At 39.0% G+C, this 22,173-nt stretch carries 25 protein-coding genes; 1 reads left to right on the top strand and 24 read right to left on the bottom strand.

What is annotated here, in order from left to right:
- Nucleotides 1-33: 33 nt before the first annotated feature.
- Nucleotides 34-513 (bottom strand): sigma factor, encoded by a 480-nt coding sequence (locus HMPREF2957_RS04955; protein ID WP_036756170.1) that lies wholly within the window; start codon nt 511-513, stop codon nt 34-36.
- Nucleotides 514-697: 184 nt separating this feature from the next.
- Complete coding sequence (pbp2a, locus tag HMPREF2957_RS04950; RefSeq protein WP_070677867.1) at nt 698-2,923, bottom strand: penicillin-binding protein PBP2A; 2,226 nt, start codon at nt 2,921-2,923, stop codon at nt 698-700.
- Between the two features lie 88 nt (nt 2,924-3,011).
- On the opposite strand from pbp2a, the gene HMPREF2957_RS04945 reads away from it, so the two are divergent.
- Complete coding sequence (locus tag HMPREF2957_RS04945; protein WP_148131980.1) at nt 3,012-3,887, top strand: RluA family pseudouridine synthase; 876 nt, start codon at nt 3,012-3,014, stop codon at nt 3,885-3,887.
- Between the two features lie 66 nt (nt 3,888-3,953).
- Here the strand turns inward: HMPREF2957_RS04945 and gap are convergent, their stop codons facing one another.
- From gap to rpmD, 22 genes are all read right to left on the bottom strand, one after another.
- Complete coding sequence (gene gap / locus HMPREF2957_RS04940) at nt 3,954-4,964, bottom strand: type I glyceraldehyde-3-phosphate dehydrogenase (protein ID WP_004251141.1); 1,011 nt, start codon at nt 4,962-4,964, stop codon at nt 3,954-3,956.
- A gap of 308 nt (nt 4,965-5,272) precedes the next feature.
- On the bottom strand, nt 5,273-7,924 hold the full coding sequence (gene adhE, locus HMPREF2957_RS04935; protein WP_070677863.1) for a bifunctional acetaldehyde-CoA/alcohol dehydrogenase: 2,652 nt from the start codon (nt 7,922-7,924) through the stop codon (nt 5,273-5,275).
- A 299-nt stretch (nt 7,925-8,223) separates the two neighbouring features.
- Nucleotides 8,224-8,637 (bottom strand): MORN repeat-containing protein, encoded by a 414-nt coding sequence (locus tag HMPREF2957_RS04930; protein ID WP_004251138.1) that lies wholly within the window; start codon nt 8,635-8,637, stop codon nt 8,224-8,226.
- Entirely contained in the window at nt 8,612-9,067 is a 456-nt protein-coding gene (locus tag HMPREF2957_RS04925; protein WP_070677861.1) for a low molecular weight protein-tyrosine-phosphatase, read from the bottom strand. The genes HMPREF2957_RS04930 and HMPREF2957_RS04925 overlap by 26 nt, the downstream gene beginning before the upstream one ends.
- A gap of 48 nt (nt 9,068-9,115) precedes the next feature.
- Nucleotides 9,116-9,436, bottom strand: a complete 321-nt coding sequence (gene yajC, locus HMPREF2957_RS04920; RefSeq protein WP_070677860.1) for a preprotein translocase subunit YajC — start codon at nt 9,434-9,436, stop codon at nt 9,116-9,118.
- A gap of 115 nt (nt 9,437-9,551) precedes the next feature.
- Nucleotides 9,552-11,528, bottom strand: coding sequence for a transketolase (gene tkt, locus HMPREF2957_RS04915; protein ID WP_070677858.1), 1,977 nt, complete (start codon nt 11,526-11,528; stop codon nt 9,552-9,554).
- Nucleotides 11,529-11,646: 118 nt separating this feature from the next.
- A complete protein-coding gene (locus tag HMPREF2957_RS04910; RefSeq protein WP_070677856.1) occupies nt 11,647-12,270 on the bottom strand; it encodes a ribonuclease P in 624 nt (207 codons plus the stop codon).
- A 50-nt stretch (nt 12,271-12,320) separates the two neighbouring features.
- Nucleotides 12,321-13,277: an RNA-binding cell elongation regulator Jag/EloR gene (jag, locus tag HMPREF2957_RS04905; protein WP_070677854.1), complete on the bottom strand. Its 957-nt coding sequence runs from the start codon at nt 13,275-13,277 to the stop codon at nt 12,321-12,323.
- Nucleotides 13,278-13,291: 14 nt separating this feature from the next.
- Nucleotides 13,292-14,107 carry a YidC/Oxa1 family membrane protein insertase gene (locus tag HMPREF2957_RS04900; RefSeq protein ID WP_070677852.1) on the bottom strand — a complete coding sequence of 272 codons (816 nt, stop codon included), beginning with the start codon at nt 14,105-14,107 and terminating at the stop codon, nt 13,292-13,294.
- A complete protein-coding gene (rnpA, locus tag HMPREF2957_RS04895) occupies nt 14,082-14,453 on the bottom strand; it encodes a ribonuclease P protein component (protein ID WP_025169334.1) in 372 nt (123 codons plus the stop codon). The genes HMPREF2957_RS04900 and rnpA overlap by 26 nt, the downstream gene beginning before the upstream one ends.
- Before the next feature lie 310 nt (nt 14,454-14,763).
- On the bottom strand, nt 14,764-16,101 hold the full coding sequence (locus HMPREF2957_RS04890) for a PFL family protein (RefSeq protein WP_049494408.1): 1,338 nt from the start codon (nt 16,099-16,101) through the stop codon (nt 14,764-14,766).
- A 9-nt stretch (nt 16,102-16,110) separates the two neighbouring features.
- Nucleotides 16,111-16,377, bottom strand: a complete 267-nt coding sequence (locus tag HMPREF2957_RS04885) for an ACT domain-containing protein (RefSeq protein ID WP_006149010.1) — start codon at nt 16,375-16,377, stop codon at nt 16,111-16,113.
- A 262-nt stretch (nt 16,378-16,639) separates the two neighbouring features.
- On the bottom strand, nt 16,640-17,026 hold the full coding sequence (rplQ, locus tag HMPREF2957_RS04880; RefSeq protein WP_000331493.1) for a 50S ribosomal protein L17: 387 nt from the start codon (nt 17,024-17,026) through the stop codon (nt 16,640-16,642).
- An 11-nt stretch (nt 17,027-17,037) separates the two neighbouring features.
- Nucleotides 17,038-17,973, bottom strand: a complete 936-nt coding sequence (locus tag HMPREF2957_RS04875) for a DNA-directed RNA polymerase subunit alpha (protein ID WP_004251121.1) — start codon at nt 17,971-17,973, stop codon at nt 17,038-17,040.
- A gap of 43 nt (nt 17,974-18,016) precedes the next feature.
- Complete coding sequence (rpsK, locus tag HMPREF2957_RS04870; protein ID WP_001118385.1) at nt 18,017-18,400, bottom strand: 30S ribosomal protein S11; 384 nt, start codon at nt 18,398-18,400, stop codon at nt 18,017-18,019.
- A 17-nt stretch (nt 18,401-18,417) separates the two neighbouring features.
- A complete protein-coding gene (gene rpsM, locus HMPREF2957_RS04865) occupies nt 18,418-18,783 on the bottom strand; it encodes a 30S ribosomal protein S13 (RefSeq protein WP_004251117.1) in 366 nt (121 codons plus the stop codon).
- Nucleotides 18,784-18,800: 17 nt separating this feature from the next.
- Nucleotides 18,801-18,917 carry a 50S ribosomal protein L36 gene (rpmJ, locus tag HMPREF2957_RS08905; protein ID WP_001808836.1) on the bottom strand — a complete coding sequence of 39 codons (117 nt, stop codon included), beginning with the start codon at nt 18,915-18,917 and terminating at the stop codon, nt 18,801-18,803.
- Between the two features lie 24 nt (nt 18,918-18,941).
- Nucleotides 18,942-19,160, bottom strand: coding sequence for a translation initiation factor IF-1 (infA, locus tag HMPREF2957_RS04860; protein WP_001029883.1), 219 nt, complete (start codon nt 19,158-19,160; stop codon nt 18,942-18,944).
- 117 nt (nt 19,161-19,277) lie between these two features.
- Nucleotides 19,278-19,916, bottom strand: a complete 639-nt coding sequence (locus tag HMPREF2957_RS04855; RefSeq protein WP_004251114.1) for an adenylate kinase — start codon at nt 19,914-19,916, stop codon at nt 19,278-19,280.
- Between the two features lie 155 nt (nt 19,917-20,071).
- Complete coding sequence (gene secY, locus HMPREF2957_RS04850) at nt 20,072-21,382, bottom strand: preprotein translocase subunit SecY (RefSeq protein WP_004251112.1); 1,311 nt, start codon at nt 21,380-21,382, stop codon at nt 20,072-20,074.
- Nucleotides 21,383-21,394: 12 nt separating this feature from the next.
- Nucleotides 21,395-21,835: a 50S ribosomal protein L15 gene (gene rplO, locus HMPREF2957_RS04845; RefSeq protein ID WP_006154715.1), complete on the bottom strand. Its 441-nt coding sequence runs from the start codon at nt 21,833-21,835 to the stop codon at nt 21,395-21,397.
- A gap of 145 nt (nt 21,836-21,980) precedes the next feature.
- Nucleotides 21,981-22,163, bottom strand: coding sequence for a 50S ribosomal protein L30 (gene rpmD / locus HMPREF2957_RS04840; protein WP_000057241.1), 183 nt, complete (start codon nt 22,161-22,163; stop codon nt 21,981-21,983).
- Nucleotides 22,164-22,173: the final 10 nt, after the last annotated feature.

Below are 22,173 nucleotides of genomic sequence, written 5' to 3'. Positions count from 1 at the left end.
TTAGATTCTTGTCAACTAGTTTGATTTGTTTTTTTATCTTTTTGGAGAAAAATCTCTTAGCACATGCTTTAGTTCTTTCAACATTGCTTTTCTTCCTTTGAATCGCTCATCAGCTAACAATCGTTCAAATAACTCCAATTTTTCTTTCCCTAATCCTGCTCGATACTCTTTAAGCACTTCTTGTAGTGCGTAAGACTCATCTATCAACAACCCCCCTTCGCCTAATCGATGGCTAATCTCGCTCACTTCTTCATAAGCTTGTCGATCCAATCTTCTTTTATAACTTTCTTGTTTTCGAACTGCATCCAAAATTCGATTTCGAAACTTTGTTTTGAAGTAGGTATAAAATTCCTTATTTTTATTTTCCTTAAAATCAGGGTGATTTTCTAATAATTCATGTAGGCAAATCATTCCCTCTTGATCCCAATCTTCTTTTTCCCATAAATGAAGGTAGTATTCTTTTCTACACTTATGTACAATAGCTTTTACTTCGTGATAATTCATGTCTAACATAGTCGTTCTCCTTTTCTGCCAATAGTATAGCAAAGGTAGAGACGAATTATGACATTTCTTCTATTTTGTTATTTATCTTGCTTGATTATATTTTTTTGAATGTTTGATATTTCGTTGGGATATATTTTTAGACTTTTTAGGATATAAAAAGAGACAAGAGTTATGCTCTTGTCTTTTAAAAAATTTATTGGAACAAATCCACAATTGTATCCCAGACGGTTTTTGCCTTTTCTTTAATTTTTGCATCTGAAATAGCTTTTTCTGCTTCATCAATAAGGTTCTGAGCTCTACTTTGGATATCATTTATAGAGTCATTTGACTGCCCTCCACCATTGTCAGCAGACTGATTTGGAACATTTTTAGGAGCAATCCCATTTATTTTATAGGCATTTTCAACTGTAAATGTACTTCCTGGTGTATAAGGAAGAATTGTTTCTGCCATACTTCTAAAAATATGAGCGGCGCCATTTGATGTCGAACCTGCTAGATAATGATTTTCATCGGTTGTCGGGAAACCAAGCCAGTGACTAATGACTACATCTGGCGTATAGCCGATAACCCACTGGTCACTCGTATACACCGGGTTGAAGGCTGCTTCTGTTGTACCTGTTTTCCCGGCCATAACATAACCATCTGGTGATGAACTTATCCCTGTACCGTTTGTGAATGTCCCTAGCATCATGCTAGTCATTTTATCCGCTACGGATTTATCTATCACTCGTTTTTGAGAATTCTTATGGGTAGCAATGACTTGACCACTTGCATTTTCAATACGTGTAATGAAATGTGCTTCAGGCATCAAACCTTCGTTCGCAAATGCTGCATAAGCTTGCGCCATTTGCAGTGGACTAGTTTCCACACCACCACCCAGTGCAACACCCAACACACGATCTACATTGGTTAAGTTAAGCCCGAATCTTTCGCCTGATTCAAAAGCCTTGTCAATACCAAGTTCCTTAACCGTGGCTACTGCAGGAAGGTTTAGGGATTCAGCTAAAGCTTGGTACATTGGAACTTCTGGAGATGTTTTAATTCCTGCGTAGTTATCTACCTTGTAATCACCATACTCCATAGTATGATTGTCCAACTCTTTATTTAGAGCCCAACCAGCTTCGACTGCTGGGGTATAGACAACTAAGGGCTTAATAGTTGAACCTGGGCTTCTTTTTGATTGAGTTGCATAGTTGAAATTTCGGAAACCGGCTTTATCATCTCCTGCTACACGACCAACAACCCCTCGAACTCCTCCTGTTTTTGGCTCTAGAGCAACACTGCCCGACTCAGCATGAGTTCCATCTTCTGCTGTTGGAAAGAGAGCTGTGTTTTCATAAATGACCTGCATATTAGCCTGGTAATTCTGATCTAATTCCGTATATATACGATAGCCGTTGTTCACAATTTCTTCTTCAGTTAAATTATACTTTTCAATTGCTTCATTAACAACGGCATCAAAATAGGATGGATATCGGTAGTCTGAAACTTTACCTTCATAAGCATCTTGCAGTTGAGAGGCCATATCAACACCCGAAGCTTCCGCTTCTTTGTCTTTATCAATATATCCAGCAGCGACCATGTTCTGTAGAACGGTGTCTCTACGATTAGTAGAATCTTCAATAGAATTCAAAGGGTTATACAATTCTGGCCCTTTGAGCATTCCGGCTAGAGTTGCAGCTTCATCAAGTGTCAGTTGAGAAGCTGAGACCCCGAAGTATTTTTTACTTGCATCTTCAACACCCCAAACCCCATTTCCGAAGTAGGCATTGTTCAAGTACATAGTCAGAATTTCTTTCTTGCTATATTTTTTTGTTAGCTCCAAAGCTAAAAAGAATTCTTTCGCCTTTCTCTGTACAGTCTGATCTTGAGAAAGATAGGCATTCTTCGCCAACTGCTGAGTAATTGTAGAACCACCACCTGAGCGTCCAGCCGTCACTATCGCTAGGAAAAAACGAGCATAGTTAATACCATCGTTCTTATAGAAACTTCTATCTTCTGTAGCAATGACGGCATTTTGTAAGTCTTCACTGATGTCCGAAAGTTCGACATAGGTGCCTTTTTGACCTGACAAGGCGCCTGCTTCTTTTTCCTCTCTGTCAAAAATCAGAGTGCGAGTTTTTAAAGCGTTTTGTAAGTCAGTCACATTTGTCGATTTTGCTAGAGCAAACAAATAGACCCCAACAAACAAGCTGGCACTAAGCCCAAGAATCAAAAAGATTTTTGTCAGATGATAGCGACGCCAAAATTTTCGAACAGGGCCAATTGCCCCCGCTTTCTTTCGCCCTGCTCTTGAACGCCGTAAATTGCTCGACACACTTTCTTCTTGTTCAATTCCATTCATTTCTGTTTTTTCAATTTCAGATTCTTCTTTTTTAAACAAAGAAAGAAATTTTTCAAATAAGGTATCTAATTTCATGCGTATATTTTATCATCTTCCCCATAGGAAGACAAGAATTTTGCTAGTTCCCCTGTCCAAATAAATTGATTTTTGTTACAATATCAGTATGAAATTCACCTTTACAATCCCCAACTCTCTACCCGAAATGTCTGTCAAACATTTTCTAGAAGAACAGCTGTTAATACCTCGAAAAATTAGGCACTTTTTGAGAATCAAGAAACACATCCTCATTAATCAAGAAGAGGTCCATTGGCATCAAACGGTCAAGGCTGGAGATGAGTGCCAATTGATTTTCGACGAGGAAGATTATCCTACAAAAGAAATTCACTGGGGAAATCCCAAGCTTGTCGAAGAAGTCTATCAAGACCAACATTTAATTATCGTCAATAAACCTGAGGGTATGAAGACACACGGAAATCAGCCAGACGAGATAGCTCTTCTCAACCATGTCAGCGCCTATGTCGGCCAAACCTGCTATGTTGTTCATAGACTAGATATGGAAACAAGCGGTCTCGTACTGTTTGCGAAGAATCCATTCATTCTTCCTATCATTAATCGATTATTAGAGAAAAAAGAGATTTCTCGAGAATACTGGGCTCTGGTTGATGGAAGATTAGAGGCTAAGGACTTGATCTTCCGAGATAAAATCGGTCGCAATCGTCACGATCGTAGAAAAAGAATTGTGGATCAAAAAAATGGTCAATACGCCGAAACTCATGTAACTCGATTAAAGCTGTTTCAAAACAAAACAAGTCTCGTTCGGTGTAGATTAAAAACAGGACGTACTCATCAGATCCGAGTCCACCTATCTCACCACGGACATCCAATCCTCGGGGACCCTCTCTACAACCCACACTCAAAAAGCAAGAGACTGATGCTTCACGCATTTAAACTATCCTTTATCCACCCTCTGACTTTAAATAAATTAAGCTTTACTGCACTCTCAGATACATTTGAAAGAGAATTAAAACAAAATGGATGATAAAATCATCCATTTTTATAGATACAAAAAGCAAGACCGATTGGTCTTGCTTTTTCGACTCAGAAATTATTTAGCAATTTTTGCGAAGTATTCAAGAGTACGTACAAGTTGTGCAGTGTATGACATTTCGTTGTCATACCATGAAACAACTTTAACCAATTGTTTACCGTCAACGTCAAGAACTTTAGTTTGAGTTGCGTCAAACAATGAACCGTATGACATACCTACGATATCTGAAGATACGATTGGATCTTCTGTGTAACCGTATGATTCGTTTGAAGCTGCTTTCATAGCTGCGTTCACTTCATCAACAGTAACGTTCTTTTCAAGAACAGCTACCAATTCAGTAACTGATCCAGTTGGAGTTGGAACGCGTTGTGCAGATCCGTCAAGTTTACCATTCAATTCTGGAATTACAAGACCGATAGCTTTAGCAGCACCAGTTGAGTTAGGAACGATGTTTGCAGCACCAGCGCGAGCACGACGAAGGTCACCACCACGGTGTGGTCCGTCAAGGATCATTTGGTCACCAGTGTAAGCGTGGATAGTAGTCATCAATCCTTCTACAACACCGAAGTTATCTTGAAGAGCTTTAGCCATTGGAGCCAAGCAGTTTGTAGTACATGAAGCACCTGAGATAACTGTTTCAGTACCATCAAGAACGTCGTGGTTAGTGTTAAATACAACTGTTTTAACGTCATTTCCACCAGGAGCAGTGATAACAACTTTCTTAGCGCCACCTGCATGCAAGTGTTTTTCAGCAGCTTCTTTCTTAGCAAAGAAACCAGTCGCTTCAAGAACGATTTCTACACCGTCGTTAGCCCAGTCGATTTGTTCTGGATCACGTTCAGCAGAAACTTTAACGAATTTACCGTTAACTTCGAATCCACCTTCTTTAACTTCCACAGTACCGTCGAAACGACCTTGAGTTGTGTCATATTTCAACAAGTGTGCAAGCATAACTGGATCTGTAAGGTCGTTGATGCGAGTAACTTCAACACCTTCTACGTTTTGGATACGACGGAAAGCAAGACGACCGATACGACCGAAACCGTTAATACCAACTTTAACTACCATTAGTGATTTCCTCCTTATGAAAATCATGAAAATTTTATTGTGAAAAGAGTAACTTGAATCACTACAAATCACCTTTCAACAAACCTATTATATAACTATTTTAGTTTTATTGCAAGCGCTGACGTTGATTTTCACTTCAGTTTTCTACTTTCTAGATACACAATTTTATATAGATTCCCTTTGTCAAAAGTCTATCAACATGCATCTTTATAGTTATTTACAAAACTTTTTGTTAAACTTTTAACCTCTTCTATTTTGAAAAACTATAAAAAGAGGCAGGATTACTCCTGCCTCTGACTGATAATCAATTATTTAAGACGTCCTGGTCTTTCTTTGTAACCATAGTAAGCATCTTCGATTATTTCTTGCATATGATCAACCATTGGAAGACGTGGGTTTGCAGGTGAACATTGATCTTCATAAGCAAGGAAGGCCAATTCGCGTGAATGTTCTTTCCATTCTTTCTCGTCAACACCTTGTGCTTTGAAGTTCATTTCGATACCTACGCGCTCACCGAGTTCGTAAACAGCTTTAGCATAAGATGCAACCCCTTCTTCTGGAGTAGAAGCTGGAAGTCCAAGCATACGAGCGATATCTTGATATTTCTCATCTGCACGGTAGTAGTTGTACTTAGGCCATGTAGCTGTCTTAGCTGGGCGTGTACCATTGTAACGGATAACGTATGGAAGCAAGATTGCATTTGTACGTCCGTGAACTGTGTGGAATTGTGCACCAATCTTGTGAGCCATTGAGTGAGAAATACCTAAGAAGGCATTCGCAAAGGCCATACCAGCAATAGTTGAAGCATTATGCATTTTCTCACGTGAGTGGAAGTCTGCATTCTTAACTGAGCTTTCAAGGTTTTCAAATACGAGTTTGATCGCTTGAAGAGCAAGACCGTCAGTGTAGTCGCTAGCCATTTGTGATACGTAAGCTTCAGTTGCGTGAGTCAATACGTCCATACCAGTATCTGCCGCAACAAATCCAGGAACTGTCAATACCAAAGCAGGATCTACGATTGCCACAGTTGGTGTCAATGAGTAGTCAGCGATTGGGTATTTACGGTTGTTTGCTTTATCAGAGATAACGGCAAATGGAGTTACTTCAGATCCTGTACCAGATGTAGTTGGGATAGCGATGAATTTAGTCTTCTTACCAAGCAATGGGAATTTGAAGGCACGTTTACGGATATCCATGAATTTTTGTACAAGGTCACGGAAGTCCACTTCTGGTTGCTCGTAGAAGAGCCACATTACTTTAGCAGCGTCCATTGGTGATCCACCACCAAGAGCAATGATTGTATCTGGTTTGAAGGAACGCATAATCTCAGTACCACGTTCAACTGTAGTGATATCTGGATCTGGTTCTACATCTGCAAAGATTTGGTAAACAACCTTATTGCGACGAAGGTCAAGCTGCTCGATGATACGATCGAGGAAACCAAGCTCTACCATAGCGTGGTCAGTAACGATCATGACACGCTCAACGTCACGACATTTTTGAAGGTATTGAATTGAATCACGTTCAAAGTATGTTTTTGAAGGAAGTTTCATCCATTGCATGTTATTTCTCCGTCTTCCGACTTTTTTGATATTCAAGAGGTTAATGGCGCTAACGTTATCCCCAACTGAGTTACGTCCGTAAGAACCACATCCGAGTGTCAATGATGGCAAGAAGGCATTATAAACATCCCCGATACCACCGAAAGTAGAAGGTGAGTTACAGATAACACGAATAGCTTTAACAGCTTTACCAAATTCTTTAGTCAATTCTTCATCAGCTGTATGGATAGCTGCTGAGTGCCCAAGACCGTTAAATTCAACCATTTGACGGGCTTTTTCAATACCGTCTTCGCGGCTTTCAGATTTCAAAACTGCGATAACTGGTGATAATTTTTCACGAGTCAACGGCTCTTTTTCGCCAACTTCTTTACATTCTGCAGCAAGAATATTTGTTCCTTCTGGAACTGTAAATCCTGCTTGTTCTGCTATCCAAGTTGCTGGTTTACCAACGATGTCAGCGTTCAATTTTGCACCAGCACAGTTTTTGCTGTTTGCTTTCACACCGAAGCAGAACTCTTCAAGAAGAGCTTTTTCTTTTTTGTTTACAAAGTAAGTGTGGTAAGATTTGAACTCTGCTACAAATTCATCATAAATTTCTTTATCAATAATAACCGCTTGTTCAGATGCACAGACCATACCGTTGTCAAATGATTTAGACATTACGATATCGTGTGCAGCTTGGCGAATATTAGCTGATTTTTCAACATAAGCTGGAACGTTTCCGGCACCTACCCCAAGAGCTGGTTTACCACATGAGTATGCAGCTTTAACCATGGCATTCCCACCTGTTGCAAGGATTGTTGCAACACCTTCGTGGTTCATCAATGCGCTAGTTGCTTCCATAGATGGTTCAGTAATCCACTGTACACAGTTTTCAGGAGCACCTGCTTTAATCGCAGCATCACGCACGATTTGAGCAGCGTGAGCTGATGATTCTTGAGCTGACGGGTGGAATGCAAAGACAATAGGATTACGAGTCTTCAATGAAATCAAAGCCTTAAAGATTGCTGTTGAAGTAGGGTTTGTTGTTGGAGTGATACCACAAACAACACCAACCGGTTCAGCAATAAGAGTCAATCCTGTCACATCGTCTTCTTCAATAACACCAACTGTTTTAGTGTGGCGCATGTTGTTTACTACGTGCTCACAGGCAAATAAGTTCTTAGTCGCTTTATCTTCAAATACTCCACGTCCTGTTTCTTCAAAGGCATGTAGAGCCAATTCTCCGTGGGCATCAAGAGCTGCAACTGAAGCTTTTGCTACAATATAATCGACTTGATCTTGGTCAAGTTTACGCATTTCTTCAAGGGCAACTAAAGCTTTTTGCACCAAACCATCGACATGCTTTTCAGCAGCGAGTTTCTTTTCCTCTGGTGTTACAGTTTTTTTATCAGCCATATTTTCCTCCATAGCTTTCAAGGATTGTAAGTCCTTTGTTAATTTTTTCACAATCTTATTATAACTCTTTTTTCAAGATTTGTAAACAGTTTCATAGAAATTTCACAAACTTTTTTTATTCGCTTGTGAAAATAATTTTGCACAGCCCTACCCATACGCTTTTTAGCTTATACTTTGTGAATAATCCCATAAAACTTTTATTTTTCACAAACTTCATTGTAAAAAGGCATTGAAAGGCGTCTCAATTTCCATGTAAGCGCTTTCTATAGGTGTGGTATATAACCCCCTCTAAGAGGAGGTTATTGTGCTTGTTGGAAGAGCCCTTGTTTAAAGTCGCCTTCATAGACAACTTCTTGCTCTGTAGTCAGTTTTCCTTTTCCTTCAGCTTGGCCATTAACAAAGTCACCTTCATAAACCCAGCCCTCTTTAGCTTGGTAGGTCCCTTTACCGTTAAATGCTCCATTTTTAAATTCACCAGTATAAGTGTCGCCATTTGAGAAGGTCATTGTGCCTTTGCCATTCATCTTTCCACGAACAATACTTCCATCATATACAAGTGAATCGCCATCCAGTTTTAAAACTCCTTGCTTAGGCATATTTCCTACAAATACAAATATAGCACAAAGAGCTATGACTACTACTGTTGCAATTTCCAAACGAGGACGCGTTATATAGACACTATACTTATCATAGAATTTCTTTAAAATATCCATTTTTTGCCTCATTTTCTAAACGTGTTAGCCAAGCTTGGCAACCAGTTAAAACTCGATCGTAAGTTTCATCAAAATCACCTGTATACCATGGATCAGGAACACCCTCAGAAGCAAATGCCTCTAGCTTGTGTTGTTGATCTTGAGGACACATTCGAGTCAAATCTAGAAGATTGGACTCGTCCATTCCAATGACATAATCAAAATATTCAAAATCATCCTTAGAAATTTGCTGTGATGTTTTTGATGAATCGTAAGGAATCTCGTGAGCTTTAAAAATTTTCTGAGTTCCTTTGTGAATTGGGTTGCCATGTTCCCAAGAAGAAGTTGCTCTACTTTCAATCTCATAATCATCGGTTAAAGATTTCATAACAAATTCTGCCATAGGACTACGGCAAATATTACCAAGACATACAAAAACAACTCTCTTCATTATTGTTCCTCATCTTCATAGAAAAAGGGGTATGAGATCCACCCCGTTTTATTCTTCAATCGCGCTTTCATCATCAACAACTGTACCTTCTGATGTAACAGCCTCTTTAAGTGGCAAGACAGATTTGATAGCTCCAAGTTCAAAAGTCAAGTAAACTCCGTCTACATCAAGTACGATCGTTCTGTTTTCGGTATCAACTTCATCAACTGTACCGTATAAACCACCGATAGTAATGACTTCATAGCCTTTTTGAAGTTTATTGAGACTCTCCATGCGTTTTTCAGCTTGTTTCTTTTGAGAACGTTGCATAAAGAACATCAAGGCAAACATCCCTACAAGCATAATCACAAATGTTAAATTTGGATTCATTGTATTTTCTCCTTTGTAATTCAGATAAAACTACTATATCAAATTTCACTATTTTTTACAAGATTGCACCTTAGTTTTAGTTTAATAAAAAACCAGAGCAAAGCTCTGATTTTTCTTATTTCAAGTTGTTTACAAGTTCTACTAAGTTTTCAACTGTAAATCCATACTCTGCTAACACTTTTGAAGCTGGGGCAGATGCTCCAAAGGTATCAATACCGAGAACTGCTCCATCAAGACCAACGTATTTGTACCAGTTTTGAGTCGCTCCCATTTCAACCGCCACACGGTGACGAACTGCATTTGGCAGGATTTCTTCTTTGTATGCGGCATCTTGTTCATCAAAGACATCCGTAGATGGCATGCTGACTACACGAACTTTTCCACCTTGACTTGCTAATTCCTTAGCAGCTGCAACAGCTAGGTTCACTTCTGAACCTGTTGCAATCAAAATCGTGTCAAAGTCTGCTAAATTTTCATAGACAACATAAGCACCTTTCGCAACCTTATTAAAGTCAGTTCCTTCCTCAACAGTCAAGTTTTGACGAGTCAAGACGAGGACAGTTGGTGTTTTCTCACTATTCACTGCAAGGTACCAAGCTGCTTGAGTTTCACGCGCATCTGCTGGACGGAAAACATTAAGGTTTGGAATCGCACGAAGTCCTGCCAAGTGCTCAATTGGTTCATGAGTTGGTCCATCTTCACCAACTGCGATTGAATCGTGGGTGAAGACATAGGTTACAGGAAGACCTTGTAGAGCTGATAAACGAACTGCTGCTTTAAGATAGTCTGAGAATACGAAGAAAGTTCCACCGTAAACTCGAAGTCCACCGTGAAGAGCCATTCCGTTCAAAACTGTACCCATTGCAAATTCACGAACACCAAATTGGATATTACGGTTCAAGCGATTTGCATCGTCCTGAAGTCCGTCAGTTTTGATGTAAGTCATATTTGAATGAGCAAGGTCAGCTGATCCGCCAAGGAAGGTTGGCAATTTAGCAGCCACTACATTTAAAGCATCTTGGCTTGAGTTACGAGTTGCTTGAGAAAAGCCATTTTCTAAATCTGGGAAGTCTTCTGAAGTCAATTCAACTGGATCGCGTCCGTCGATGATTGCTTCCACTTCTGCAGCAAGCTCTGGGTAAGCTCCTTTATAATCTGCAACTAGTTTTGTCCATGCTTCATATGCTGATGCACCTCGGTCCGCAACATTTTCTTTGAAATCAGCATAAACTTCTGCTGGGATTTCAAATGGTTCATAGTTCCAACCAAGTGCTTGACGTGTTGCTGCAGTTTCATCCGTACCAAGAGGAGCACCGTGTACAGCATTAGTTCCTTGTTTGTTTGGCGAACCATAACCAATAACAGTTTTTACTTCAATCAAAGATGGTTTCCCTGAAGCCTTAGCTTCTTCAATAGCTGCTTGAATAGCTTCTAAGTCTGTCCCATCTTCTACCAAGGCTGTATGCCAACCGTAGGCATTGTAACGATCGCGAACACTCTCTGTGAATGAATCTTTTGTCTCACCGTCCAAGTTGATATCATTTGAATCATAGAGAACAACCAATTTGTCAAGTTTCTGCAAACCTGCATAAGAAGCAGCTTCACTTGATACACCTTCCATCAAGTCACCATCTCCACAGATAACATATGTGTAGTGATCAAAGATGTTATAACCTTCGCGGTTATATTTGGCTGCAAGGAAACGTTCTGCTTGTGCAAAACCTGTCGCAGTTGCAATCCCTTGTCCTAGAGGACCTGTTGTTGCATCAACCCCTGCTGTATGACCAAATTCTGGGTGACCTGGAGTTTTAGAACCCCATTGACGGAAGCTCTTCACTTCATCCATGTTCACATCTTCAAATCCAGAAAGGTGAAGAAGGGCATAGAGAAGCATTGATCCGTGACCCGCTGAAAGAATAAAACGGTCGCGGTTGATCCAGTTTGGTTGAGCTGGATTGATACGAAGTTCTTTAGTGAAAAGGCTGTAAGCCATCGGTGCTGCACCCATTACCACCCCTGGGTGACCTGAATTCGCTTTATTAATAGCGTCAATACCCAAGAAACGAATAGCATTAACAGATAGATTTGACATAGAATTTCCTTTCTATTTAAGGTGATAAGTTTATCACATATCCTATTCTACTATTATATGAAAAAACAGATAGAATAGCAATAAAACAATTTACTATAAAATGGCTCAGCCGATTATACTAATCTCTAGTCACTTGATAGTAAGATGATAGTTTTTCAAAACCTCTATCAAGTTTATCTAGAAGCTTATCTATAGTATCTTCATCGGCTACTGGAATATCAACTTTTACTAAAACCTTACGAATCTCCTGATTGGATAATTGTTGTCTTAAAAGTTGTCTATTCTCCTCAGTAGCTTGTACTCTATAGCTTTCATCGTTTTTCTGAACCCAATAATAGATTCCATCAACCACTGGGACATCCAATATTTTAGCCTGCTTTGACAAGGTAGCCTCATCTTTCTTTCTCTCTATAAAGCTGACTTCTATAGAGATTCCCCAATTATTTTGATTTCCATATAAACGAAGAGCCATCATGGGCTCTGTTACATGCCCCTCTCTCTGTAAATAAACCCAGAAATGTGGTCGTAATCTCTGCGCTTGGTTCATCCACTGGCTAGTCTGTTGGAGTTGCCATTCTGGATGACTTGCTTGAAAGGCTTTGGCTAGCTCTGTAAAAGCTTTTCTGGCCTCTTGACCTTTGTTGCGAAATGTCATCATTTTCTCTCGTTCTTCTCCCGCTTTATCAGGATTACGATACTGTAAACCAGCAAAGTCTAGATAGTCTCTTATCTTATTCAACATTAATTTAATCTCCTCCAGCTAGCAAAAAATCAGGATAACCCTGATTTTACTTATTCTGTATCTACGACAACATAACGATTTGGTTCGTCACCTTCAGAGTAGCTGGTAACACCTTCCATTCGTGAGATGATACGATGGATAATTTTACGCTCACTGCTTGACATTGGATCTGTCATCTGACTACGGCCTTCTTCCAAGACACGTGTAGCTAATTTCTGGGCATAGCTCTGCAACACTTCTGCACGATGTTCTACATAATCATTCACGTTGATAGTAATGTAGAAAGTTTTTGAATAACGATTGTAGAGGTAATTTTGTGCCAAAAGTTGAAGGGATTTCAAAACCTTACCATGGTAACCAATGATACGGCCTGGCTCATTTGTATCAATTTGCATGTTGATAGAGCGACGGTTAGAGGTGCTAGAAATAGTTCCCTCAACATCCATATCATCAATGATTGCTTGAACATAATTGGTTACTTCTTCAACAACCTTTTCGGTGTCGTATGTTGGCTCGACTTTCAAACCAAGATTTTCTAAGTCGCTGCCTTTTTCAGGCTCAACTTCATCTTGAATTTCTTCAGGTTGCAATTCTTTTAAAACTTCAATATGGCCTGTTTCTTCTAAAATCGTGCTGGCTTCTTTATCATTCTTAAGAATTTCAGCCTTGACTTCTTCAGAGATTTCTTGGCCTTCTTCTTCAATTTTCTTGATAGCAGCAACTACATGTCCCAAATCAACTGTTGCTTCACTGACTGTTTTAACTGGATCATTTTGATCATTAATTTCTTTTGGAACTCCCTTGATTGCCTGCTGATTCGCTTTTACAACAGTTGTTTCACTGATTGCTTCGATATCAACTTGAGCTGGTTTTGTACCAAAAAGTCCAAAAAATCCCTTTTTCTCTCTCGAAACAACTTTGATATGAGCTTTCATTCTCGGAATATTTAATTCATTCAATCCCTTTTGGATTGCTTCTTCAACTGTTGAACCTGTAAATAATACCATTATCAGATTTCTCCTTACTTTTTCTTTTTCTGTGCTTTCTTTAGAGCTTTTCTTTTCTTAACTTCTAAATCCTTCTTAGCTTGCACATCTGCTTCACGCTCTGCAATGATTTTGAAGGGGTTGTTCAAAAGGTAAGTTTGCAATACTTGATAAGCATTTGAAACCGCCCAGTAAAGAGCGACACCACTTGGAGCAGATATTGCAAAAAAGAAGATTATAACAGGCATCCCATACATCATACCTGTCATTGCACCATTTTTCTCAGGCAAAGCTTTATTTGAAAGCCAGCTACTGAGGAAGGTGAATAGGGCAGCTAAAATAGGTAGTACGAAAGTGGTATCAGCTCCACCTAGATTGAACCATAAGAAGTGGCCTGTCTTCAAAAAATCTACGTTTGATAAAGCTTGGAAAAGAGCCAATAGAATTGGCATTTGAATTAAAAGCGGCCAGAAGGATGCGGATTGCTTAATGCCTAATTCTTTAAATAATTTACGTGTTTCCTGATCTAGCTTAGTACGACTTTCCATGTCGCGACCTGGATAACGTTCGCGCAATTCTTTGATAAGAGGTTGCGCCTCTTGCATTTTTCTGGAAGCTATCATTTGTGTTTGAAAGACTGGTAACAGTATTGTTCTAATCAAAACCGTGAAAAGAATAATCCCTAAACCAATGCTGACATCAAATGACAAAAATCGAATAATTTCAGCAAAAAAATAAACAAGTTTACTCCAAAAGTCTGCAGAATCTGCAGACACTTCACTAGTTGCACAAGCAGTCATTACCAACAAGGACAAACCTAACAAACTAGTCAATTGTAATTTCTTCTTCACTCTTATTTCCTTCCTGGTAAATTTTTGCTAATCTCAAAACATGAAGTAAGTTTTTTTCAATTTCTGCATATTCTAATAGTTCAACGCCTTTTCGAGCAATCACAACAAAATCAACATTATCAACAAGTTGATTACTATTTTGAATGAGAACATGCCGGATTCTTCTCTTGATTTGGTTTCTTGTCACAGCATTTCCTAATTTTTTACTGACTGATAAACCTACTCGAAAATGTGTTTCATTGTTTTCTAATCGATAAATAACAAATTTTCGATTAGCTACACTTGCTCCCTTTTTAAATATGGCGTCGAAATCTTTCTCTTTTTTTACACGAAAGCTTTTTCTCAAAAATTCTACTCCATCTAATAAAACTACTACTATTATACCATAATTTTTCAAAAAGCCAATCATGGCAAGGTTTTAGACTGGTTTGACTTCGAAAAAAGTCGCCATTCTTAAAAAATTTGACCAGAATCAATGAAATTTTACTAGTTTTTTAAAGAATACAAAACAAAAGCCACTCTTACGAGCGACTTTTGTAGGAGATTATTATGAAAAAGTTTAGGATTTCTATTAAATAAAGTTAGGAGGTCTTTATTTAATGATTAGAGTATACACACCTATCCTTAAATTGAACTTAAATCATTTTATTTTTTTATTAATTTTTAAAACTATGAATTGGAGCTGGAATCTGTCCTCCACGAGCGATGAAATCAGCCGAAGAAGCTCCATTGACTTTCATAACTGGGGCAGTTCCTAACAAGCCACCAAACTCAATCATATCGCCTTCTTTACCCTTTGGAATGATACGGACAGCTGTGGTTTTCATATTAATAACACCAATTGCTGCCTCATCCGCAATCATAGCCGCAATCGTTTCTGCCGGGGTATCAGCTGGAATGGCAATCATATCCAATCCAACTGAACAGATAGCAGTCATGGCTTCTAATTTCTCAAGATTTAGGGAACCATTTTGCACTGCTGCTATCATACCCTCATCTTCTGAAACTGGGATGAAAGCACCTGACAGACCACCGACTTGGTTGCAAGCCATTACTCCGCCTTTTTTTACTTGGTCATTTAAAAGAGCTAAAGCTGCAGTCGTCCCATGAGTCCCAACTGTTTCCAGTCCCATTTCTTCCAGGACCCGAGCTACTGAATCCCCCACTGCAGGAGTAGGTGCTAAACTCAAATCAACAATCCCAAAATCAACACCTAGTCTTTCACTAGCCATCTGGCCAACTAATTGACCAATCCGAGTAATCTTGAAGGCTGTCTTTTTAACAGTTTCAGCAACTACATCAAAGCTTTGACCGCGAACTTTTTCTAAAGCACGTTTGACAACACCGGGCCCCGAAACACCTACATTGATAATAACATCAGCTTCACCAACACCATGAAAGGCTCCGGCCATAAAAGGATTGTCTTCAACTGCATTGGCAAAAACGACAAGTTTTGCAGCACCCATATCTGAAAGCTCAGCTGTCTCCTTGATAATTCGACCCATATCAGCTACAGCAGTCATGTTGATTCCTGACTTTGTTGAACCAATATTTACTGAAGAGCAAACTTTATCAGTTTCAGCTAAAGCACGTGGAATCGAATTGATGAGTATTTCATCTCCTTTTTGATAGCCTTTCTGTACCAAAGCAGAAAAACCACCAATAAAATCTACGCCAATTTCTTTTGCTGCTCTATCTAAAGCTTTGGCTAATGGTACATAGTCCCTTGCATTTGTAGCCGCACCAATTAGAGAAATCGGTGTTACTGATACACGTTTATTGACAATAGGTATACCTAACTCAGCAGCAATTTCATCACCGACTGCCACTAAATTCGCCGCCTTAGTCGTAACTTTTTCATATATTTTATCTGCAGCCTTATCAATATCTGGATCAATACAATCAAGAAGAGAAATTCCCATGGTAATGGTACGAATATCAAAATTCTGCTCTTCAATCATTGCAATAGTTTCGGTAACTTGTCTAATATCCATAAGCACCTCCTAGATATTGTACATAGCATCGAAAATAGCTGCGCTCTGAATATTGATTTTGACATTCAATGTCTGGCCAAAGGCTTCAAACTCATTTCTTAGTTGAGTAAAATCATGTTTTTCATCACTGGATACTACAGCCATCATGGTAAAAAACTCATCCAAGACAGTTTGTGAAATATCATCAATATTTAATCCTAATTCAGCAATCTTAGTCGCAACACCTGCAACAATACCACCCTTATCTTTTCCAACAACAGTTATAATAGCTTTCATATTGGTCCTCCATCTTTGAAATCATAGAAAATAACCATATCTATATTTTTCTTTTTTCTCAGTATAGCACATTTACTTCAAAAAAACTAAAAAACGCCTGCTTACGAAATTGTTCTTAAAAGAAAAACAATTTCGTAAACAAGCGTCTACCCTACCATCTTATGATGAGTGTTCCCGCTAGGACAAAAGTCCTAGCGGTAGACCAGAGCTAGACTAAGAGCACAGGGCTCCATCATCATAACACTCAACAAAATTGATGATTTTATACTAATTCGATGATCGCCATTGGCGCTGCATCACCACGACGTGGTTCAGTTTTAAGGATACGAGTGTATCCACCGTTACGTTCTGCGTAACGAGGTGCGATTTCTGAGAACAATTTTTGAAGTGCTGTAGTAGAAGTGTACTTATCAGTTGCTTCATCATAGTTTTCAGATGCGATTTCATTACGTACGAAAGCAGCAGCTTGACGACGTGCATGCAAATCACCACGTTTACCTAGAGTAATCATTTTTTCAACAGTTTTACGGATTTCTTTAGCACGAGCTTCAGTTGTCACGATTGATTCGTTGATCAAAAGGTCAGTTGTCAAATCGCGAAGCATTGCTTTACGTTGTGAGCTAGTGCGTCCTAGTTTACGGTAAGCCATGTATTCCTCCTTTATTTATCTTTTAATCCAAGACCCAAATCAATGAGTTTGAGTTTCACTTCTTCCAAACTCTTGCGTCCAAGATTTCTTACTTTCATCATCTCTGCTTCAGATTTTTCTGTCAAATCATGCACAGTATTGATACCAGCACGTTTCAAACAGTTATATGAGCGTACAGACAAGTCAAGTTCCTCAATCGTACGTTCCAAAATACGGTCGTCCGATTCAGTATCAGCTTCTTTCATCACTTCTGCAGATTTAGCAATCTCTGTAAGATTTGTAAACAAATCAAGATGTTCTGTCAAAATACGTGCTGAAAGCCCTAAAGCATCTTCTGGAATAATCGTTCCATTTGTCAAGATTTCAAGGGTTAATTTGTCGAAACCATCATTGCTTCCTACACGAGCAGGTTCAACTTGATAGTTAACTTTTGTAACTGGTGTATAAATAGAATCTACAGCAAGTGTTCCAACTGGGGCATTATCTTTTTTATTTTCATCTGCAGGTACATAACCACGACCAGTGTTTACAGTCATAGTTGCTTTAAATGAAGCACCTTCTCCGATTGTAAAAAGATAATGATCTGGATTTACGATTTCAATATCACTATCAGTTAAAATATCTCCGGCTGTCACTTCAGCAGGACCTTCAACATCAAGTTCAATAGTCTTTTCGTCTTTTACATATGATTTAACTGCAATACCTTTAATGTTCAGAATGATTTGCATCACGTCTTCGCGAACACCAGGAATTGTATCAAATTCATGTAATACTCCATCGATATCGATAGATGTAACAGCTGCTCCTGGAAGAGAAGCAAGAAGTACACGACGAAGAGAGTTACCAAGTGTTGTACCGTATCCACGTTCTAGTGGTTCGATTACAAACTTGCCATAATCTTTATTTTCATCAATTTTTGTTATATTTGGTTTTTCAAACTCGATCATTTAGTTACTCCCTCTTAAACGAAAAGCAGTGTAAAGGTAATGATTATACACGGCGACGTTTTGGAGGACGAGCACCATTGTGTGGCACTGGAGTCACATCACGAATTGCTGTTACTTCAAGACCAGCGGCAGCAAGAGCACGAATAGCTGACTCACGACCAGAACCTGGACCTTTTACAGTAACTTCAACTGATTTAAGACCGTGTTCTTGTGCAGATTTAGCAGCAGCTTCTGAAGCCATTTGAGCAGCAAATGGTGTAGATTTACGAGAACCTTTGAAACCAAGAGCACCAGCTGATGACCAAGCGATTGCATTACCATGCACATCAGTAATCATAACAATAGTGTTATTAAATGTAGCGTGAATATGAGCAATACCAGATTCGATATTCTTTTTCACACGACGTTTACGTGTTGGTTTAGCCAAGACTTTTACCTCCTATATTATTTTTTCTTACCAGCAATCGCAACAGCTTTACCTTTACGAGTGCGAGCGTTGTTTTTAGTATTTTGTCCACGGACAGGAAGTCCACGACGGTGACGGATACCACGGTATGAACCGATTTCCATCAAACGTTTGATGTTCAAGTTCACTTCACGACGAAGGTCACCTTCAACTTTAATTGCATCCACTTCACGACGGATAGCATCTTCTTGATCTGATGTAAGGTCACGAACACGAATATCTTCTGAAACTCCAGCAGCTGCCAAAATCTTTTGAGATGTTGCAAGTCCGATACCATAGACATAAGTCAATGAGATAACTACGCGTTTGTCATTTGGAATATCAACTCCAGCAATACGAGCCATGTTTTCTCCTTTCTATCTTATCCTTGACGTTGTTTGTGTTTTGGATTTGCTGGGCAAATTACCATAACACGACCATTACGACGAATTACTTTACAGTATTCGCAAATTGGTTTGACCGATGGTCTTACTTTCATTTCTTATCCCTCCAAGTTTTTCGATTATTTAAAGCGGTAAGTGATACGTCCACGTGTCAAGTCATATGGACTCATTTCAACAGTAACACGATCTCCCGCTAAAATACGAATATAGTTTTTACGAATTTTACCAGAAACTGTTGCTAAAATCTGATGTCCATTTTCAAGTTCAACCGTAAACATTGCATTCGGCATCGTATCGACTACTTTGCCTTCAACTTCAATCACATCGTCTTTTGCCACGCAAAAGTACCTCCCTAAATTTCGATTTGATGCCTCTAGACACAGAGACAACAATTATAAGTCAGACTAACTCAGTATAACATTTGTCAAGACATTTTGCAAGCCTGAAAAACGCTTTTATTTCAAATTTGTCAATACCTTTTCGATATCTTTAAAGACATCATTGATATCTTGGTTGCCTTCGATATCATGTACTAGACCTTTAGCACGATAGTGAGCAATGATTGGTTCACCTTGAGCGATATTGACATCCAAACGACGTTTTACTGTCTCAGGTTTATCATCCTCACGTTGGTAGTAATCTTCCTCTTTGTAATCAACTGGTGGGTTGAATACTTTATGGAAAGTTTCGCCAGTTTCACGGTGAATGATACGACCACTCAAACGTTCAAGTAGGCAAGATGGATCTACTTCGATGTTGATAACACCTTCAAGTTTAATTCCAAGTTCAGCCAATGTTTTATCTAAGGCATGAGCTTGCTCAATTGTACGTGGGTATCCATCCAACAAGAAACCAGTTTCTTTAATATCATCTTGAGAAAGACGTTCTTTAACAATTCCATTTGTAACTTCATCTGGAACCAATTCGCCTTTATCGATATAAGACTTAGCTAATACACCCATTTCAGTTTGGTTAGCCATTGCTGCACGGAACATGTCACCTGTTGAGATGTGGGCAACGTGAAACTGTTCAACAATTTTCGCTGCTTGTGTCCCTTTACCTGCACCAGGTAAACCCATAATCAAAAGATTCATGATTCAAACTCCTTTTTTGTATTTAAATAGAAGCAAAAATTCATTTCAACTCCTATTTAAAAACAAAATAGAAGAGAGGAGATAAAAATCTGACAATGTCTTTGATTTTTACACTCCACTCTCTGAGCAATAGTGAATTTTATTTTCTATTACAATTATTCTGTTGTATCTAAGAAACCAACATACTTACGTTTCAATAGATAACCTTCCAATTGTTTAATTCCTTCGATACCTGTAGAGATAATGATTAGCAAACTTGTTCCCCCAAAAGCGACAACTTCTGAAAGACCAAATAAATCTTTAGCTACAATAGGTAAGATAGAAATCACACCTAGGAAGATTGATCCGACTGTTGCGAGACGACGAAGAAGTTTTGACATATATTCTTCTGTCCCTTTACCAGGACGGACACCATGGATATAAGCTCCACTCTTTTGTAAATTTTCTGCTGCTTTCTCTGGATTGATCTGTACAAATGTATAGAAGAATGTAAAGAGAATAATCAACAGAGCATACAAAGCAACACCTGTTGGGGTTGAAGTAGATACCAACTCTTGAGCTGTTTTTACCCATTCCCAATTAAGGCCAGACGCACTTACGAATTGTAAAATTGCTGCCGGTGCTGCTGTAATAGAGCTAGCAAAGATAACCGGGATAACCCCAGCAGGGTTAATCTTCAATGGAAGATAGGAGCTTGACGGCGCACCTTGAGCTACCTTTGTATACTGAATTGGAATCTTGTATTTAGCTTGTTCAACGTAAGTTGTAAAGTATACAATTAACAAAACAGCAATGATTAAGATGGCAACGAAAATGAGAGACGATGTCAATCGACTACTTGGTACATTGACAAAGTAGTCCACGTAGATGCCCTTAACCATGTCAGGAATTGAAGCAACAATCCCTGCAAAGATAATCATTGAAACACCATTACCATATCCCTTATCTGTGATTTGCTCTCCCAGCCAGGTTACAATCATGCTACCTGCTGTTAAGATCCCTCCAATCACAAGGAAAACTTGTGGTGTAAGTGGTACAGTCAAAAGTTTAGCTCCAGACAGAGCGTTAAATCCAGCAGTAATACCGACTGATTGAACAAATGCAAGCACTAGTGCAATGTATCGAGTCGCTTGGTTTAACTTTCTACGGCCAACTTCCCCTTGTTTGCCCCACTCCACAAACTTTGGTAATAAATCCATTTGCAAAAGTTGGACGACGATTGAGGCTGTAATGTAAGGGCTAACTCCAAGAGCAAAAACTGAAAAGTTTTTCATGGCATTCCCTGACACCAAGCTCAACATATTCAAGAAGGATAGTCCACTCAAAGCGTTCAAGCTATTTGCATTTACCCACGGTACAGTAATACTAGTACCGATACGAAAAACAAATACGATAAAAATTGTAAATAAAATCTTTGATCGAACTTGCTTAACTTTGAGTGCTTCTCTCAATAATTTAAAAAACATAGGTCACCTCACTTAGATGACTTCAACTGAACCACCTTTAGCAGTGATAGCTTCTTCAGCTGATTTAGAGAATTTAGCAGCTTTAACAGTCAACTTCTTAGTCAACTCACCGTTACCAAGAATCTTGATACCTGATTTTTCAGCTTTAACAATTCCTGATTCTACAAGTACCACTGGAGTTACTTCAGCACCATCATCAAAGGCGTTCAATTGGTCAAGGTTAACAATCGCATATTCTTTAGCGTTGATGTTAGTAAATCCACGTTTTGGAAGACGACGGAACAATGGAGTTTGTCCACCTTCGAAACCAAGGCGTACTCCGCCACCGCTACGAGCTTTTTGACCTTTTTGACCACGACCAGATGTTTTGCCGTTACCTGATGAAGTACCACGACCAACACGGTTACGAGTTTTACGAGAACCTTCTGCAGGTTTCAATTCATGAAGTTTCATTATATATTTTCTCCTCTTTTGTAAAATGCTAGCGCCGATAAGAGAGAAAAGGTTGTCTCTCCTATCAACTCGCCTATACTGAGTCATCTAAGATGACTATATCTAGTTTTAGGGGATGGTCTTATGCACATCCCCTAAAATTTTATTAGTTTACTTCTTCAACTGTTACCAAGTGAGATACTGCAGTGATCATACCACGGATAGCAGCATTATCTTCTTTAATAACAGAGCTGTTCAATTTGCCAAGTCCAAGTGCTACAACAGTTTTACGTTGTGATGGAATGCGTCCGATTGGAGACTTAGTCAAAGTAATTTTAATTTGAGCCATTTTATCCCCT

It is taken from the genome of Streptococcus sp. HMSC062D07 (assembly GCF_001814215.1).
Taxonomy (GTDB): Bacteria; Bacillota; Bacilli; order Lactobacillales; family Streptococcaceae; genus Streptococcus; species Streptococcus infantis_I.
This window is presented reverse-complemented; position numbering and strand designations above follow the sequence as displayed.